Here is a 17,478-nt window from a genome sequence, read left to right on the forward strand (position 1 = left end):
GCGCAGTGCCCCGCGCCCCTTAGGGGCGCGGGGAACGGCGCGCCAAGCCACACCGAACCCGCCCGCACATCTCAGCCCGTCCGGCGCTTGAGGACGAGGCCGTTCAGGCCGATGCGGGGGTCTGGGGGCGCAGCCTCCAGGGACGGGACGGGCAAGGGCGGCGGGGGCGAAAATCGCTTTACCCACCGTGGGATACTGGGCAGACCCACCCGTACCCACGAGGAGAACGGCTCCCACCCCATGGCCTCGGTCACGTCCCTCACCGCCCACGTCCACCAGCGCCTGGCGGACGCGCTCACGGCAGCCCTGCCGGAGACCGCGCCCGCGGACCCGCTGCTGCGACGCAGCGACAGGGCGGACTACCAGGCCAACGGAATCCTCGCCCTGGCGAAGAAGGCGAAGGCCAACCCCAGGGACCTGGCGACCCAGGTCGTCGACCGGATCGTCAAGGGTGACGTGATCAAGGACATCGAGGTCTCGGGCCCCGGCTTCCTGAACATCACGATCACGGACCGGGCCATCACGGAGAACCTCGCGGCCCGCGCCACGGACCCGGCGGACCGCCTCGGCATCCCGTTCCTGGAGAACCCGGGCACGACGGTCATCGACTACGCCCAGCCGAACGTGGCGAAGGAGATGCACGTAGGCCACCTCCGCTCCGCGGTGATCGGCGACGCGGTCGTCCAGATCCTGGAGTTCGTCGGCGAGACCGTCGTCAGGCGGCACCACATCGGCGACTGGGGCACCCAGTTCGGCATGCTCATCCAGTACCTGGACGAGCACCCGCACGAGCTGGACCACGAGGCCGCCGAGGACGGCGCCGTGACGGGCGAGGAGGCGATGTCGAACCTCAACCGCCTCTACAAGGCCGCGCGCACGCACTTCGACTCCGACGAGGAGTTCAAGACGCGGGCCCGGCGCAGGGTGGTCGACCTCCAGGCGGGCGACCCGCACACCCTGGCCACATGGCAGAAGTTCGTGGACGAGTCGAAGATCTACTTCTTCTCGGTCTTCGAGAAGCTGGACATGGAGATCCAGGACGCGGACATCGTCGGCGAGTCGGGCTACAACGACATGCTGGACGAGACGTGCCGCCTCCTCGAAGAGGCCGGCGTGGCGGTGTGGTCCGAGGGCGCCCTGTGCGTGTTCTTCGACGACGTCAAGGGCCCGGACGGCAACCCGGTCCCGCTGATCGTCAAGAAGTCGGACGGCGGCTACGGCTACGCGGCCACGGACCTCTCCGCGATCAGGAACCGCGTCTTCGACCTGAAGGCGAGCAACCTGATCTACGTGGTCGACGCCCGGCAGTCCCTGCACTTCAAGATGGTCTTCGAGACGGCGCGCAGGGCGGGCTGGCTGAACGGCGACGCGAAGGCGGAGCAGCTGGCGTTCGGCACGGTGCTGGGCAAGGACGGCAAGCCGTTCAAGACCCGTGAGGGCGAGACGATCCGGCTGGTCGACCTGCTCGACGAGGCGATCGACCGTGCCACGGCGGTGGTCCGCGAGAAGGCCGAGAAGATGGGCCTGACCGAGGACGAGATCGTCGAGAACGGCCGGTACGTCGGGATCGGCGCCGTGAAGTACGCGGACCTGTCCACGTCGGCCGTCCGGGACTACAAGTTCGACCTGGACCAGATGGTGTCGCTGAACGGCGACACGAGCGTGTACCTCCAGTACGCGTACGCCCGTATCCAGTCGATCCTCCGCAAGGCCGGGGACGTGCGTCCGCTGGCCCACCCTGAGCTCGGACTGGCCCCGGCGGAGCGCGCGCTGGGGCTGCACCTGGACCAGTTCGGCGAACTGCTCCTGGACGTGGCGTCGGGGTACGAGCCGCACAAGCTGGCCTCGTACCTGTACCAGCTGGCGTCGCACCTGACCACGTTCTACGACCAGTGCCACGTACTGAGCGACGCGAACCCGAAGGAGGTCGTCGAGAACAGGCTGTTCCTCGTCGACCTGACGGCCCGCACGCTCCACCAGGGCATGGCCCTGCTCGGCATCAGGACGCCCGACCGCCTCTGACGAGGGCGAGGGCGACCTCCGAGCATCACCGGCACCGACCCGAGACCCGGGCGCGGCCCCTCACCACGGGGCCGCGCCCGGGTCTCGGCGCATAGGACAACCGGCCCGGTCCATTCCCCCGTTCGGGTGAAGGAAGTTGAAGGCGTACACGACAGGCGGACGCCCGCGATAGAGGTGACCCGTGCGGCGACGGAGGCCCGCATATGCCAGTGGCCCCTCCCCGCCCTGACCTGGCAATCCGTACGAGTGAAGGCCAAAGGTTGAGGTGCTCGGGCGCACCCCGGAGTATGCGATGCTGCGGGGCGCAAACCCCCCAACTCCGGGGAATCCAGAGCCCTGTTGGACCGCACTGGGAGCCCAATGAGCACTGCACTGCCCTTCTCCGTCACTCCGGCCGTCTGGATGGTGTTGACCCGTGCTGCCACTCGTTGAGACCGGCGAGGAGCTGGACGACATGGTCCGCGACGAGGCCCTGTTGCGGCCCGCGGTCATGGACCTGTGCGAGCGCCTCGGGGTGACCGTGAAGCCTCTGATCCGCTTCATCGAGGGTTCGCTGCCCGTCTACTCCGTCGGCGCCGCGCACGTCGTCAAGCTGTTCCCCGCCTTCGAGGAGATCGACGCCAGGCGCGAGGAGCGGGTACTGAGCCATGTGTACGGCAGGCTGCCGGTTCCGACCCCGCAGGTGTACTCGGCGGGGGCGTACAAGAACGGCTGGTCGTTCGTCCTGATGTCCCGGCTGCCCGGCGAGAGCCTGGCCGACGCGTGGCCGCGGATTCCGGCCGCGGAACAGGACCGTATCGTCACGGAGGCCGGCGAGACCCTCGCGGCGCTGCACTCGCTGAACCCGGCGCCGCTCGTGAGCTCCGTCGGCCCCTCCGACTGGGGCCTGTTCGTCGACGCGCAGCGGGCGAACGCGGTGGAACAGCAGCGCGAGGTCGGCCTGTCGGACATCTGGCTGGAGCAGATTCCGTGGTTCCTGAGCTCGGTGCCGCTGGCCCCTCCGGCCCGGCGCGTACTGCTGCACACGGAGTTCATGCGCCAGCATCTGACCGTGGACCCGAACAGCTGGCGCCTGACGGGCCTCTTCGACTTCGAGCCGGCGATGATCGGCGATCCGGCGTACGACTTCGTGAGCGTCGGGCTGTTCATCTCGTGCGGGGACCCTCGGCTGCTGAAGCGGTTCTACGGGGCCTACGGGTGCCCGCCGATCGACCCGCACACGCTCATGGCGTACACGCTGCTGCACGTCTACAGCAATCTGCCCGACTATCTGAGCACGCTGCCCAAGCCGCCGGAGCCGACGCTGGACGCGCTCGCCGAAACATGGTTCGGCACCGGCTGACGGCCCTCGGAACGGGGCTGCCTCGAAGGGCCCGCGCACTGAAGACCACGGCCGACGCGACCCCCGCGGGCATTGTCAGTGCCGGGCCCTAAAGTCACCTGCATGGCGACTCTTCCGAACCAGCTGCCGACGCTGTCGGCCGACCCGACCGGCCGCTCGCTCGGTCTCGACCTCCCGCCCGGGACGCTGCTCGACACGACGGTCGACGGCCCCTGGGACGAACCGCTGCTGTGGCGGGCCGACGCCCCGGCGGCGCCGGGCGACTGGCTGCGGCTGGCGTCCGCGCGCCGCACGGCGGGCCTGCATCCGGTGCTGCTCGGCGCCGACGCGGACAGCGAACCCCACCCGGACAAGTGGGAGTTGGACCCCGACCTCGCGTCGTATCCGGGCGACCACGACGCGGAGGAGGTGCTGGCGGACCTCTGGGAGGAGTGCGCGGCCGAGTCGGAGGACGCCGACTGGCCGGGCCCAGCCGCGGCGGGCCCGCCCGGCGCCGACCCGGACGAGCGGGCGGCCGAGGTAGCCGACTCCCTCACCGGCGGCGGGAGTTGGCTGGAGCGGGCGCACATCGCCCTCGTGCCGGCCCGCCGCAGCGCGGACATCCCGGCGGCCGTCGGCTGGTGCGGCCCGGTCAACCACACGGAGGACGTGGCGCCGCTGTGCGCGGTCCTCCGCTCCTGGGAGGACCGCTTCGGGATACGGATCGTGGCGATGACGTACGACCAACTGGTCGTCTCCGTCGCGGCCCCGCCCCGGACCCCGGCTGAGGCGGAGGCGGTCGCCGCCGAGCACTACGCGTTCTGCCCGGACAACATCGAGCAGAGCGACCACGGCTCCCTGCGGGCGTACGCCGAGCACGAGGTGCTCGGCGCACACTCCTGGACGTTCTGGTGGGACTGAGCCGGGCTGGTCGGCCCGGAACTCCGGGCCGACGGCAGGCCTCAGGGCGCGCGGCTCGGAGCTTGTGACCGTCAGGGCTTGCGGACTCAGGGCTTGCGGCCCGTGACCGCGTACACGTTGATGTCCGCGTCCGTCACGTCGTTGATGTCGCGGTACCTGACCTTCTCGATGTCGCCGAGGCCCTCGAAGTAGCCGGGCTCGGGCTGCTCGGGGACGGGCGCCGCGTTGTCGGGCCGCCAGTGGTGGGCGGGGACCACTCCGGGCTCGTCGACCTCAAGTCCGTTCTCGGTGAGGAACCGCTCGACCTCCGCCTTCGAGCGCAGCACGAAGGTGAACCCGCGCTCGGTGTACGTCCGCTGGACCGCGCGGATGTTCTCGGCGTTGAGGTCCTCGGTGAGATGGCTGAGCACGAGCCGGCTGCCCGAGGGCAGGGCGTCGAGCAGTTCGCGCACGATCGGGTAGGCCCTGTCGTCCTCGACGAAGTGCAGGATCGCCACGAGTGCGAGGGCGACGGGCTGGTCGAAGTCGAGGGTCTTCGCGGCCGCTTCGAGGATCTGGGCGGGGTTCTCGAAGTCGGCGTCGATGTAGTCCGTCAGGCCCTCGGGACCGCTGGTGAGCAGGGCGCGCGCGTGGGCGAGGACGACCGGGTCGTTGTCGACGTACACGACCCGGGAGTCGGGGGCGAGGCGCTGGGCGATCTGGTGGACGTTCTCCTGGGTCGGCAGCCCCGTGCCGATGTCCAGGTACTGGCGGATGCCCTCTTCGCCCGTCAGCGTGTTCACGGCCCGGCGCAGGAAGTCGCGGTTGTGCCGGACGTCCAGATAGCCGCGCGGGTTGGCGGCGAGAGCGGCGGCGGCCGCGGCCCGGTCGACGTCGTAGTTGTCCTTGCCCCCGAGGAAGACGTCGTAGACACGTGCCGGGTGCGCCTTGGTGGTGTCGATCCTCTTTCTCAGCTCCGCGGGGTCCTCGCTGAGAGCGTCACCGGGCATAGGCCTCTCCCTGGAGAGTCGCGTCACTGAACGAGCAACAACCTAACTCCCGGGGTGACTTGATGGTGCCCCGACCGGCAGATCGGCTGTGCGAATCGCGTCCGCCGGGTTTTGCCGACCGCTAGGCCGGGAAGGTAGGAGCACTCAGCCCGGAATATCGGGCTCGTACTCGTTCCGCCCCCATTCGGAGTCGCCGAGCGGGTAGTTGTACGCGGGCCGCCCCACGTTCCCGCTGGTCCGGAACGGCTGCCCCTTGTTGTCGACGCGTACGGTGCCCTGCTTGGTCCCGCTGGACCAGTCGAGCTCCATGTACCAGCTGACGTTGTGGGCCCGGGCGTCCGCGAAGATGTAGAAGACCTCGGGGTCGGACTCGCTCACCTTGTACGGGAAGTCGCGCTGCCCGGCCTTGGGCGAGGTCGCGGGCCGCCCGGCGTCGAGGTTCACGGCGAACGACGTGGTCTCCACCCCGCCACCGCACCCGACGCCCATCTCGTAGTCGTTCCAGGCGAGCGGCGCGCTCTTCTCCACCACCCGCACGTGCAGCGCCTCCAGGACCACGGTCGCCTTCCCGGTGCCCTGCACGGTCAGCGCGAGCATCTGCTGCCCGCCGGCGACCCCGCCGAGCGCGCTGACCCACCCGCGCGCGTCCGGCTCACTCGGCGGCGGAGGCACCTGCTCGGGCTTCCGGTCGACGAGGTAGTGCTGACTGCACGGGTCCTCCCACTTGTACGGGTTGACGGCGACGGTCGGCGCGGAGGCGCTCTCCTCGGCCCCGGAGTCCTGCGCGGCCCCGGCCCCGGAGCTCCGGGAGGCGGAGGAGGACGCCGTCGGAGTACCGCTGCGCGAGGCGGACGGCGAGGCCGACCTGCCCTTCGCGTCACTGGACGCACTGGCCCCGGGACTGTCGTCGACGGTCCCGGCGGCGGCCCCCGCGGACTGCTTCCTGCCCTCACCGTCGTCGCTCCTGCCCGGCACGAGATTCACCACGAGGGCGGCCGACACGACCGCGGCGGCCACGGCGGCACCGGCGAGCACGACGGTACGCCGCCGCCGCGCGGCGGGCGCGTCCGGCGCCCCTTCACGCTCGTTCTCCGGACCCGAGCCGAGGACATCGCCCCCGACAGCCACATCCGCGGACGACTCCGAACCGGCAGCCGCCCCCGAAGCAGCGGGCGAGTCCGAAGCCAAAGCCGAGTCACCGCCCGAAGCGGACTCAACGGCCCCCGCACCCGCACCCGCAGACCTCTGGGCGGGCCCCTCTCCGGCCCCCTCCCCCGTCTTCTGCCCGCGCCGCGCATCGGCGAGAACCCACCGCCGATGCAGCTCCACCAGTTCCTCGGGGGAGGCCTTGCAGGCGCGGGCGAACCGCTCCACGGGCGCGTAGTCCGTCGGCACGGCATCCCCGTTGACGTACCGGTGAAGCGTGGACGTACTCGTGTGAAGCCGCTTCCCGAGCACCCCGTAACTGAGCCCGGACCGCTCCTTCAACTGCCCCAAGAGCTCCGAGAACTCGTCCCCCGCCACCGTTCTTCCCTCTTCCATGTCCCGGATCCACGTTCCAGGGGAAGGTCGTTCCCCCAGCTCAGAGCCATTACGGGCGTTCCGGCGTCCCGGAAACCCCGGCAGGTGTGGCGGCCGGGACAGGTCGCCGCACAAGCTTGGGCCATCCAAGCACGCCGCTCCCGTCACTCGGTCGAGCGGCCTGCACCAACAGCCGTACCGCATCAGGGGGATCACCCATGTCCGCTCGCACCACCCGCACCCGTGTCCTCGCCGCCGCAGCGCTCGCCGTCGCCACGCTGACACTGACGGCCTGCAACAACGGAGAGGGCGTACGTGACGAGGGCGCGTCGGCGGGCGCCACGTCCCAGCCGTCGTCCACGCCGACGTCCGAGTCGCAGAAGAACAAGGAGACGACCACGGACGCGGGACAGGCGGCGTCCTCGTCGGACTCGAACTCCAAGCCCAAGGACGGGAAGGGCGCGCAGAACTCGACGGGCTCGACGGGCTCATCGGACTCGTCGAAGTCGTCGGACTCGCAGGACTCCGGCCCCACCCGCACGCCCTGCACCACCGCCAACACCCGCATGACGGCCACGGTGGTCTCCCGGCCCCTGAACCACCTTCTCCTCACCGTCACCAACACCGGCTCGAAGAACTGCAACGTGATCGGCTACCCGGCCGTCCGCTTCGGCGAGGCGCAGTCGGTCCCGCCGGTCATGGAGGAGTCCAAGCCGCAGGCGGTGGTCACGCTGGCCCCGGGCGAGTCGGGCTACGCGGGCGTGCGCCTCTCGGCGGCGGACGGCAGCGGCTCCAACGGCTACACGGCCAAGTCGCTCGAGGTCTACCTGAACAAGGACGCAGGAGCCGCGTCCAAGCCGTCGCTGCCCGCCAAGGGCGTGTACGTGGACGACTCGATCTCCGTCACGTACTGGCAGCAGACGATGGCGGACGCCCTCACCTGGTAGGGAAGGGGCTCAGCGCAGCTTCTGCGCCACCTCGGTCGCCCAGTACGTGAGGATGTTCTGGGCGCCGGCCCGCTTGATCCCGGTGAGCGTCTCCAGGATCGCCTGATCCCGGTCGATCCACCCCTTCTCGGCGGCGGCTTCGACCATCGAGTACTCACCGGAGATCTGGTAGGCCGCCACAGGCACAGCCACCGCGTCCGCGACCCGCGCGAGGATGTCGAGGTACGGGCCGGCCGGCTTGACCATCACCATGTCGGCCCCCTCCTCCAGGTCGAGGGCCAGCTCCCGCAGGGACTCACGCGCGTTGGCGGGATCCTGCTGATAGGTCTTCCGGTCGCCCTTCAACGACGAGCCGACGGCTTCCCGGAAGGGCCCGAAGAAGGCGGAGGAGTACTTGACGGTGTACGCCAGGATCGCCACGTCCTCGCGCCCGATCTGATCAAGAGCATCACGCACGACGCCGATCTGGCCGTCCATCATCCCGCTGGGCCCCACCACATGGGCCCCGGCATCGGCCTGCACCTGAGCCATCTCGGCATACCGCTCCAGGGTCGCGTCATTGTCAACGCGCCCCTGACTGTCCAACACCCCGCAATGCCCATGATCAGTGGTCTCATCAAGACACAGATCGGACATCACCAACAGCTCGTCGCCGACCTCGGCCCGCACATCCCGAAGGGCGACCTGCAGAATCCCGTCAGGATCGGTCCCGGGCGTCCCCACTGCGTCCTTCTTGGACTCCTCCGGAACACCGAACAGCATGATCCCGGAGATCCCGGCCGCCACGGCCTCCGCGGCAGCCTTCTTCAGACTGTCCCGGGTGTGCTGCACAACGCCCGGCATCGCCGCGATGGGCACGGGTTCGGCCACTCCCTCACGCACGAACGCGGGGAGGATGAAGTCAGCGGGATGCAGCCGGGTCTCGGCGACCATGCGCCGCATCACGGGGGTGGTCCGCAGCCGCCGCGGCCGACTGCCGGGAAAGGATCCGTACGTCGTCATACACCTAAGCTACGCCCGCCCCGGACCCCCCTTTGCCGACGCCCGGTCGGCGCCACGGGCCCCTCCGCCCCACCCCGCATGCGCCCGGGGCACCCCGGGTCCAAGCTGGTGGGACAAGGACCCGACGGCCTCTCTGGGCACAGAACCGCCGCCGTCCCTCCGCCGCGCACCCACGCAAGCGCAAGAAGGAGGACGCGATGACGACCGCGCACACCCCCAACCTGTTCGCCCTCTCGGAGATCCGGGGCCCGGTCCTGAGACCCGACGACGAGGCGTACACGGCAGAGGTCACGGGCTTCAACCTGTCGCAGCGCCACGCACCGGACATCGTGATCGGGGCAACGGGAACGGACGACATCGTCGCGGCACTCCGCTGGGCGACGGCGACAGGCACCCCCGTCTCGGTCCAGGCGACGGGCCACGGCGCGAACTTCCCGATCGACGACGGCCTGCTGATCAACACCAGCCGCATGACCGACGTACGGATCGACCCGGCCGAAAGCACCGCGACGGTGTCCGCCGGAGCGAAATGGCGGGACGTCCTGGAGGCGGCCGCACCCCACGGCCTGGCCGCGCTCAACGGCTCCTCGACCGACGTGGGCGTGATCGGCTACACGCTGGGCGGCGGCCTGCCGGTCCTGGGCAGGACCTACGGCTACGCATCCGACCTGGTCCGCTCCTTCCAGGTGGTGACCCCGGACGGAGTCCTGCACGAAACGGACCCGACCCACGAGCCCGACCTGTTCCGGGCCCTGCGAGGCGGCAAGGGCAACGTGGGCGTCGTGACATCCCTCGTCACCGAGCTGATCCCGCTCACCCGCATCCTCGGCGGCGCGATCTACTACGCGGGCACGGACGCGGAGTCCGTCCTCAACGCCTACGCAAGCTGGACTCCCACACTCCCCCCGGAGATGTGCACGGCATTCAGCCTGCTCCGCCTCCCGCCGCTCCCCCAGATCCCGGAGCCCCTGCGCGGCGGCTTCTGGTCCCGGATAGCGGTCGCCTGGACAGGCGACCCAACAGAGGGCGAACGCCTTCTGAGCCCCATACGCGCAGCGGCACCACCGGTGATCGACACCATCGCTCCGATGGACTACACGGCGGTGGACCAGATCTACGCGGAACCCGAGGACCCACTCCCCGCCCGCGAATCGTGCGCCCTGCTCCACGACCTCACCCCCGAGGCCATCCGGACGTTCCTCGACCAGGTGGGCCCGACAGCCAGGGACTGCCCCCTCCTCCTGGTCGAACTGCGCCACATGGGCGGCGCACTGTCCCGCCCGGCCCCCGTACAGGACGCGGTCTGCGCCCGAGACGCCACGTACTTCCTGGAATCGGTGGCCATCCTCCCCGACCCGGAAACCGCACAAGCCGTAGAACAAGCCACAACAGCCCTACAACAGGCCATGACCCCCTACGGCACAGGCCACACCATGGTCAACATCCACGGCACCCCCGGCCCAGAAGCAGACCGAGCCCGAGCCTGGACCCCAGAGGTCTACAAACACCTCCAACGCACCAAGGCCACCCACGACCCGGCAAACCTGCTCCGCTACGGCCACGCGGTGCCCCCGGCAGCATAAAAACGACACCGCCCCGCACCCGCAGCCGACAACGCACGGGAGCGGGCCGTGCCGGTACGTCGAAAGCCCGCCGCATAGGGCTCCTCCAAAAAACGGAACCCTTCAAACCCACAGCCGTACACCCGGCACGCGGCGGGCTCGACGTACCGGCACGGCCCGCGCCCCAAGAACCCGGCACGGGCACGGCCCGCGCGCGCCCCAAAACCAACGCGCCATGGACCGCAAGGCGAACGCGCCGCTACGTAGAACGCCGCCGCCGAGACCCCGGCCGCCGCTCACTGGGCCGGGTAACAGGATCCCCGGCCTCAAGCGCCGCAGCCCGCCGACGAAGCCCGAAGTCCGCCAACGCCTCGGCCAGCCGATGCACAGACGGCTCCGGAGCCATGACATCGACCCGCAGCCCATGCTCCTCGGCGGTCTTGGCCGTGGCAGGCCCGATACAGGCAATGACGGTCACGTTGTGCGGCTTACCGGCGATACCCACCAGATTCCGCACTGTCGAGGACGACGTAAAGAGAACGGCGTCGAAGCCACCTCCCTTGATCGCCTCCCGAGTCTCCGCAGGCGGAGGCGAGGCCCGCACGGTCCGATAGGCAGTGACGTCATCGACCTCCCAGCCCAACTCGATGAGCCCAGCCACCAACGTCTCCGTGGCGATATCGGCCCGAGGCAGGAACACCCGATCGATCGGATCAAAAACGGGATCGTACGGAGGCCAGTCCTCCAACAACCCAGCAGCCGACTGCTCCCCACTGGGCACGAGATCCGGCTTCACACCAAAGGCAACCAACGCCTTGGCGGTCTGCTCCCCCACAGCCGCGACCTTGATCCCGGCGAAGGCCCGGGCATCAAGCCCGTACTCCTCGAACTTCTCCCGCACGGCCTTGACCGCGTTCACCGACGTGAAGGCGATCCACTCGTACCGCCCGGTCACGAGCCCCTTGACGGCCCGCTCCATCTGCTGAGGCGTCCGCGGCGGCTCGACGGCGATCGTCGGAACCTCGTGCGGAACGGCCCCGTACGACCGCAGCTGGTCGGAGAGCGAAGCCGCCTGCTCCTTGGTACGCGGCACGAGCACCTTCCAGCCGAACAGCGGCTTGGACTCGAACCACGACAACTGGTCGCGCTGGGCGGCGGCGGAACGCTCACCGACCACGGCTATCACCGGCCGCCCGCCATCGGGCGAGGGCAGCACCTTGGCCTGCTTGAGCGTCTGCGCGATGGTCCCGAGCGTCGCGGCCCAGGTCCGCTGCCGAGTAGTGGTACCGGCAACAGTGACGGTCATCGGCGTATCGGGCTTACGCCCCGCGGCGACCAGCTCCCCCGCAGCGGCACCCACGGAGTCAAGGGTCGCCGAGACGACAACGGTCCCGTCGGACGCCCCGACCTCGGTCCAGCAACGCCCGGACGCGGTACGCGCGTCCACGAACCGCACGTCCGCCCCCTGGGCGTCCCGCAACGGCACACCCGCGTACGCGGGCACACCGACAGCGGCGGCGACACCGGGAACGACCTCGAAGGGCACACCCGCGGCAGCGCAGGCGAGCATCTCCTCGGCGGCGTACGCATCAAGTCCGGGGTCACCGGAGACGGCACGGACGACCCGCCTGCCACCCCTCGCGGCCTCCATGACAATATTGGCCGCGTCCTTCGACGCGGGGACGCCAGAGGTGGTTGACGCACCGTCAACCACCGTTAGCTGAGGCGTGTCCGGGCTCGGGCCCGAATCGGTGTCGAGCACGGTGACGTTTCGTCTGGCGTGCGTGCGGACGACGTCGATCACTTCGGGTTCGGCGACCAGGACATCCGCGTTCGCCAGCGCCTCGACGGCGCGCAGAGTCAGCAGTCCCGGATCCCCGGGTCCGGCACCGAGGAAGGTGACGTGCCCGTGTTCGAGGCCGGCGGGAAGGGTGGTGGGGCTCAATGTGCTCGCTCCCCCATCAGACCGGCCGCGCCCTTGGCAAGCATCTCGGCAGCGAGTTCACGGCCGAGCGCCATTGCTTGGTCATGTGTCTCGGGCACGGGACCGGTGGTGGACAACTGCACCAGCGTCGAGCCGTCGGTCGTGCCGACGACGCCGCGCAGGCGCATTTCCTTGACAATCTGCCCGTCGGCCAGAAGGTCGGCGAGCGCACCCACAGGTGCACTGCAGCCGGCCTCCAGGGCGGCGAGCAGGGACCGCTCGGCGGTCACGGCGGCCCGGGTGAACGGGTCGTCGAGCTCGGCGAGCGCTGCGACGAGGTCCGCGTTGTCCGCGGCACACTCGATCGCGAGGGCCCCCTGTCCGGGGGCGGGCAAAACTGTGTCGACGGGCAGGAAGTCGGTCACTTCCTCAATCCGTCCGATCCGCTTCATTCCAGCCGCAGCAAGCACGACACCATCGAGCTCACCACTGCGCACGTACCCGATCCGCGTATCGACGTTCCCACGGATCGGAACGGTCTCTATGGTCATCCCGTGGTCCCGCGCGTACGCGTTCAGCTGAGCCATGCGACGCGGCGAGCCGGTTCCGAGCCGCGCCCCGGCGGGCAGTTGCGCGAAGGTGCGCCCGTCGCGGGCGATCAGGACATCGCGCGGGTCCTCGCGCACCGGCACCGCGGCCAGCACCAGATCGTCGGGCTGCGCGGTCGGCAGGTCCTTGAGGGAGTGGACGGCGAAGTCGACCTCACCGCTCAGGAGCGCGTCGCGCAGGGCGGTCACGAAGACCCCCGTGCCACCGATCTGCGCGAGCTGCTCGCGGGACGTGTCCCCGTAGGTCGTGATCTCCACAAGCTCGACGGATCGCCCGGTCACCTGGCTCACGGCATCCGCCACCTGCCGGGACTGGGCCATGGCGAGTCTGCTCCGCCTGGTCCCCAGTCTCAGTGCTTGCCCATTCATGCTCGCCCTCGGTTCTCGGCGCTCTCGAAATTGTTGCTGTCAAAGTTCTCGCGGCCGAAGTCCAGACCGCCAAGAGCGGCGCTGTTGTGATCCCGGCTGTCGTCGTCGGCCCGGGAGACGGCGGCGACCGTCTCGGGCTCCAGGTCGAACAGGGTCCGCAGCGCGTCCGCGTACCCGGCACCGCCGGGCTCGGCGGCCAGTTGCTTGACCCGTACGGTCGGCGCGTGCAGGAGCTTGTCCACGACGCGTCGCACGGTCTGGGTGATCTCGCCGCGCTGCTTGTCGTCGAGGCCGGGCAGCCGGCCGTCGAGCCGGGCGATCTCGCTCGCCACGACGTCGGCGGCCATGGCGCGCAGCGCCACGACGGTGGGCGTGATGTGCGCGGCCCGCTGAGCGGCGTCGAAGGCGGCGACCTCGTCGGAGACGATCCGTCGCACCTGGTCCACGTCGGCGGCCATCGGGGCGTCCGCGGAGGCCTCGGCGAGGGACTCGATGTCCACCAGCCGCACCCCGAGCAGCCGGTGCACGGCCGCGCCGATGTCGCGGGGCATGGCGAGGTCGAGCAGGGAGAGTACGGGGAGGGGCCGGGGCACCTCGGCGACGGGCTCGGGCCGACGCCGCTCGGGCACCCGCCCGAGGGTGGCCGCGGCGGCGGCGAGGGCGGCTACGGCGTCGGTGTCGATCTCGGGCGTACGGCGGCCCTCGCGACGGTCGACGGTCCCGTTGTCGACCCAGGCGGCGTGCTGTTCGAGGGTGGCCGCGTCCATGCCGGCCACCGCGGCCTCCCCCATGACGGAGAAGCCGGTGGAGCCCTGCACGGCGGACAGGTCGAGCGGACAGCCGTCCTCGCTGCCCACGCTGGTGGGCGGAAGACCGGACCGTACGGAGTCGGAGTCGGCGGCACGCTCCACGGCGGGCGCGCCCGTGCGCCCCTCGACGGCCTCGGCGACGAGGTCCGCCGTCAGTACGAGTCCGGTCGCGCCGGTGCAGGACACGACGACGTCGGCACGTGTCAGCTCGTCCGGCACCGATTCCATCGGTACCGCGCGGGCCAGCACGTCCGGATCGTCCTGCTCCGCCGGGCGCTGTCCGTACTGCTCGGCGAGCAGGGCCGCGAGGCGCTCCGCCCGGTCGAACGTCCGGTTGGCGACGACCAGCTCGGCCACCCCGGCGCGCGCGAGCGTCGCAGCGGCGAGCGAGGACATGGAGCCGGCGCCGATCACGAGGGCCCGCTTGCCCTTGAGCCAGGCGTCGGCCGGGGCGCCGGACGACAGCTGCTCCAGGCCGAAGGTCACCAGGGACTGCCCGGCCCGGTCGATGCCGGTCTCGGAGTGGGCGCGCTTGCCGACCCGCAGCGCCTGCTGGAAGAGGTCGTTCAGCAGCCGCCCGGCCGTGTGCAGTTCCTGCGCGGTGGCGAGGGCGTCCTTGATCTGGCCGAGGATCTGCCCCTCGCCGACGACCATCGAGTCGAGCCCGCAGGCCACCGAGAAGAAGTGGTGGACGGCCCGGTCCTCGTAGTGCACGTACAGATAAGGGGTGAGCTCTTCGAGACCGACACCGCTGTGCTGCGCGAGCAGCGTGGAGAGCTCGGCGACGCCCGCGTGGAACTTGTCCACGTCGGCGTAGAGCTCGATCCGGTTGCAGGTGGCGAGCACCGCGGCCTCGGCGGCCGGCTCGGCGGCGACCGTGTCCTGGAGCAGCTTGATCTGGGCGTCCGCGGACAGCGCGGCCCGTTCCAGGACGCTGACCGGAGCGCTGCGGTGGCTCAGTCCGACGACAAGAAGACTCATGCCGGCATCACGGCGGGGACATCCCCGTCGGGCCCTTTCCCGGCCTCCTTGGCCGCGGCGGCCGCCTCGGCCTCCGCCTCCATCGCGGCCCCGGCCTGCGCCTCGGCCTCCTCGCCGGCCTTGCGCTGCTCGTGGAAGGCGAGGATCTGCAGCTCGATGGAGAGATCGACCTTGCGTACGTCGACACCGTCCGGGACGGTCAGCACGGTCGGCGCGAAGTTCAGGATGGAGGTCACACCGGCGGCGACGAGCCGGTCGCAGACCTGCTGGGCGGCACCGGCGGGGGTGGCGATGACACCGATCGACACACCGTTGTCGTCGATGATCTTTTCCAGCTCGTCGGTGTGCTGCACGGGGATACCGGCGACGGGCTTGCCGGCCATCTCGGGATCGGCGTCGATCAGCGCCGCGACACGGAACCCGCGCGAGGCGAACCCGCCGTAGTTGGCCAGGGCCGCGCCGAGGTTACCGATACCGACGATCACGACCGGCCAGTCCTGGGTGAGACCGAGCTCGCGGGAGATCTGGTAGACGAGGTACTCGACGTCGTAGCCCACACCGCGCGTCCCGTACGACCCGAGGTACGAGAAGTCCTTGCGCAGCTTGGCGGAGTTGACCCCCGCCGCGGCCGCGAGCTCCTCGGAGGAGACCGTGGGTACCGAGCGCTCCGACAGAGCGGTGAGGGCTCGGAGGTACAGCGGAAGCCTGGCGACGGTGGCCTCGGGAATCCCTCGGCTGCGGGTCGCCGGTCGGTGAGTTCGGCCAGTTGCCACGGTGCTCCTGCGGGTAGCGCGGGGCTTCAGGCGGTCACCCATACCTAGACCGCCCCGTCGAATGCAGGCTATGTCTTTGTGAACGCGTGCACAAAGATGGTGTCCGATTTGCCCGGCCAACGTGACCGGGGTCACGCACCCCCGGCGCACCCGTACGGAACCGGCGCACGCGCACCTTCGTTCCTCACATGTTGGGGGCAAAACCGCACACTCTCCTCTACGATCCCCGCCCCCGAGTCCGAACCGCCCTCGATCCTAAGTGACTTTCCGGCCCACTTGGACGCCTCGGTCAGGCCACGGTTCCATTACTCCGCCCCATTGGCTACGCCTTGAGCGCCCTGCGCAGCCGCTCCTCGTCGACCCGCCAGAACGTGTGCTGGGCCCCGTCCACCAGCACCACCGGGATCTGTTCCCAGTACTCGCGGTGCAGTTCCTCGTCCTGGGTGATGTCCTTCTTCTCCCAGCGGACACCGAGATCACCACAGACCTTCTCCACGACTTCCTGTGCGTCTTCGCACAAATGACAGTCGGGCTTCCCGATCAAAGTGACCAGCCGCTCCGGCAACACCTTGCTCTCCGCACGACGCTCACCACGCCGAAAAATGGATCTCATACGAGCCATTCTCCCGCCCCGTCAGGGGCGCGGGGCTGTGACATTGTGCGGCTCCGCCGCGTGGGCGCGACCAGCTCCACCGCCCCGCACCCGAAGCACGACCACCCGCGAAGCAACCGGGAGAGCGATCCCAAGGGGATGAGCTCTTTAACGACACGGTCGCGGAGAGTTCACAGCCAGCAAACCTCCCGACTCCGGAACCACCGAACAAACTGGCTATGCTCACGCCATGGCCGCTCTCGGATGGCTCACCCCCCGTAGGCGCTCCGCCACCGCGCGGAGCGTGCTGGCAGGCGAGGCCTCGGCTGAGGCAGCGCGCAAGTCCTCACAGGAGTTGGAGGAGCTGGCGCACGAAGCCGCGCCCGAAGGCACCGAACCGGAGTTCCCGGTGGTCGGTGACGACAAGGCCGCCGCGTTCTTCGACCTCGACAACACCGTGATGCAGGGCGCCGCGCTGTTCCACTTCGGCCGCGGCCTCTACAAGCGGAAGTTCTTCGAGACCCGCGACCTCTACCGGTTCGCCTGGCAGCAGGCCTGGTTCCGGCTGGCCGGCGTCGAGGACCCCGAGCACATGCAGGACGCCCGCGACTCGGCGCTGTCCATCGTGAAGGGCCACCGCGTCTCCGAGCTGATGTCGATCGGCGAGGAGATCTACGACGAGTACATGGCCGAGCGCATCTGGCCCGGCACCCGCGCACTCGCCGAGGCCCACCTGGACGCGGGCCAGAAGGTGTGGCTGGTCACGGCGGCCCCCGTCGAGATCGCCACGGTGATCGCCCGCCGCCTGGGCCTGACCGGCGCGCTCGGCACGGTCGCCGAGTCGGTCGACGGCGTCTACACCGGCAAGCTCGTCGGCGAACCGCTGCACGGCCCCGCGAAGGCGGAGGCGGTACGCGCCCTGGCCGCGGCGGAGGGCCTGGACCTCGGCCGCTGCGCCGCCTACAGCGACTCCCACAACGACATCCCGATGCTCTCGCTGGTCGGGCACCCGTACGCGATCAACCCGGACGCCAAGCTCCGCAAGCACGCCCGCAAGCTCGACTGGCGGCTGCGCGACTACCGCACGGGCCGCAAGGCGGCGAAGGTCGGCATTCCCGCGGCGGCCGGCGTCGGCGC

Annotated in this window: 14 protein-coding genes; 6 read left to right on the forward strand and 8 right to left on the reverse strand. The window is 70.1% G+C overall.

The window, feature by feature from the left end; all coding sequences use genetic code 11:
* The first annotated feature begins 240 nt into the window (after window positions 1-240).
* The 3 genes from argS to O3Q52_RS28900 all read left to right on the forward strand — a co-directional run bounded on the left by argS (window position 241) and on the right by O3Q52_RS28900 (window position 4,264).
* Complete coding sequence (gene argS / locus O3Q52_RS28890; protein ID WP_269651629.1) at window positions 241-2,022, forward strand: arginine--tRNA ligase; 1,782 nt, start codon at window positions 241-243, stop codon at window positions 2,020-2,022.
* A gap of 415 nt (window positions 2,023-2,437) precedes the next feature.
* Window positions 2,438-3,364 carry a phosphotransferase family protein gene (locus tag O3Q52_RS28895; RefSeq protein WP_269651630.1) on the forward strand — a complete coding sequence of 309 codons (927 nt, stop codon included), beginning with the start codon at window positions 2,438-2,440 and terminating at the stop codon, window positions 3,362-3,364.
* 102 nt (window positions 3,365-3,466) lie between these two features.
* Window positions 3,467-4,264 carry a DUF4253 domain-containing protein gene (locus O3Q52_RS28900; protein ID WP_269651631.1) on the forward strand — a complete coding sequence of 266 codons (798 nt, stop codon included), beginning with the start codon at window positions 3,467-3,469 and terminating at the stop codon, window positions 4,262-4,264.
* Window positions 4,265-4,350: 86 nt separating this feature from the next.
* On the opposite strand, the gene O3Q52_RS28905 is transcribed toward O3Q52_RS28900, so the two are convergent.
* Window positions 4,351-5,253 carry an SAM-dependent methyltransferase gene (locus O3Q52_RS28905; protein WP_269651632.1) on the reverse strand — a complete coding sequence of 301 codons (903 nt, stop codon included), beginning with the start codon at window positions 5,251-5,253 and terminating at the stop codon, window positions 4,351-4,353.
* Between the two features lie 144 nt (window positions 5,254-5,397).
* Window positions 5,398-6,795: a helix-turn-helix transcriptional regulator gene (locus O3Q52_RS28910; protein ID WP_269651633.1), complete on the reverse strand. Its 1,398-nt coding sequence runs from the start codon at window positions 6,793-6,795 to the stop codon at window positions 5,398-5,400.
* A 197-nt stretch (window positions 6,796-6,992) separates the two neighbouring features.
* Here O3Q52_RS28910 and O3Q52_RS28915 point away from each other — a divergent pair, with 197 nt between their 5' ends.
* The gene (locus tag O3Q52_RS28915; protein WP_269651634.1) at window positions 6,993-7,721 is read left to right on the forward strand and encodes a DUF4232 domain-containing protein; all 729 of its coding nucleotides are present in this window, start codon (window positions 6,993-6,995) and stop codon (window positions 7,719-7,721) included.
* 9 nt (window positions 7,722-7,730) lie between these two features.
* On the opposite strand, the gene hemB is transcribed toward O3Q52_RS28915, so the two are convergent.
* Window positions 7,731-8,723 carry a porphobilinogen synthase gene (hemB, locus tag O3Q52_RS28920; protein ID WP_269651635.1) on the reverse strand — a complete coding sequence of 331 codons (993 nt, stop codon included), beginning with the start codon at window positions 8,721-8,723 and terminating at the stop codon, window positions 7,731-7,733.
* Window positions 8,724-8,920: 197 nt separating this feature from the next.
* Between hemB and O3Q52_RS28925 the strand changes: the two genes are divergently transcribed.
* The gene (locus O3Q52_RS28925; protein WP_269651636.1) at window positions 8,921-10,306 is read left to right on the forward strand and encodes an FAD-binding oxidoreductase; all 1,386 of its coding nucleotides are present in this window, start codon (window positions 8,921-8,923) and stop codon (window positions 10,304-10,306) included.
* 238 nt (window positions 10,307-10,544) lie between these two features.
* Here the strand turns inward: O3Q52_RS28925 and O3Q52_RS28930 are convergent, their stop codons facing one another.
* The 5 genes from O3Q52_RS28930 to O3Q52_RS28950 form a co-directional block, all read right to left on the reverse strand.
* Entirely contained in the window at window positions 10,545-12,230 is a 1,686-nt protein-coding gene (locus O3Q52_RS28930; RefSeq protein WP_269651637.1) for a bifunctional uroporphyrinogen-III C-methyltransferase/uroporphyrinogen-III synthase, read from the reverse strand.
* Window positions 12,227-13,186 carry a hydroxymethylbilane synthase gene (gene hemC, locus O3Q52_RS28935; protein WP_269651638.1) on the reverse strand — a complete coding sequence of 320 codons (960 nt, stop codon included), beginning with the start codon at window positions 13,184-13,186 and terminating at the stop codon, window positions 12,227-12,229. Before hemC ends, O3Q52_RS28930 begins: the two co-directional genes overlap by 4 nt.
* On the reverse strand, window positions 13,183-14,976 hold the full coding sequence (locus tag O3Q52_RS28940; RefSeq protein WP_269651639.1) for a glutamyl-tRNA reductase: 1,794 nt from the start codon (window positions 14,974-14,976) through the stop codon (window positions 13,183-13,185). Before O3Q52_RS28940 ends, hemC begins: the two co-directional genes overlap by 4 nt.
* Entirely contained in the window at window positions 14,973-15,749 is a 777-nt protein-coding gene (locus O3Q52_RS28945) for a redox-sensing transcriptional repressor Rex (RefSeq protein ID WP_189844922.1), read from the reverse strand. The genes O3Q52_RS28940 and O3Q52_RS28945 overlap by 4 nt, the downstream gene beginning before the upstream one ends.
* Before the next feature lie 322 nt (window positions 15,750-16,071).
* Window positions 16,072-16,371, reverse strand: coding sequence for a glutaredoxin family protein (locus tag O3Q52_RS28950; RefSeq protein ID WP_269651640.1), 300 nt, complete (start codon window positions 16,369-16,371; stop codon window positions 16,072-16,074).
* A gap of 220 nt (window positions 16,372-16,591) precedes the next feature.
* Here O3Q52_RS28950 and O3Q52_RS28955 point away from each other — a divergent pair.
* A partial coding sequence (locus O3Q52_RS28955; RefSeq protein WP_269651641.1) for an HAD family phosphatase occupies window positions 16,592-17,478 on the forward strand: 887 nt, incomplete at its 3' end.

This window comes from Streptomyces sp. ActVer (assembly GCF_027270795.1).
Lineage (GTDB): Bacteria > Actinomycetota > Actinomycetes > Streptomycetales > Streptomycetaceae > Streptomyces > Streptomyces umbrinus_A.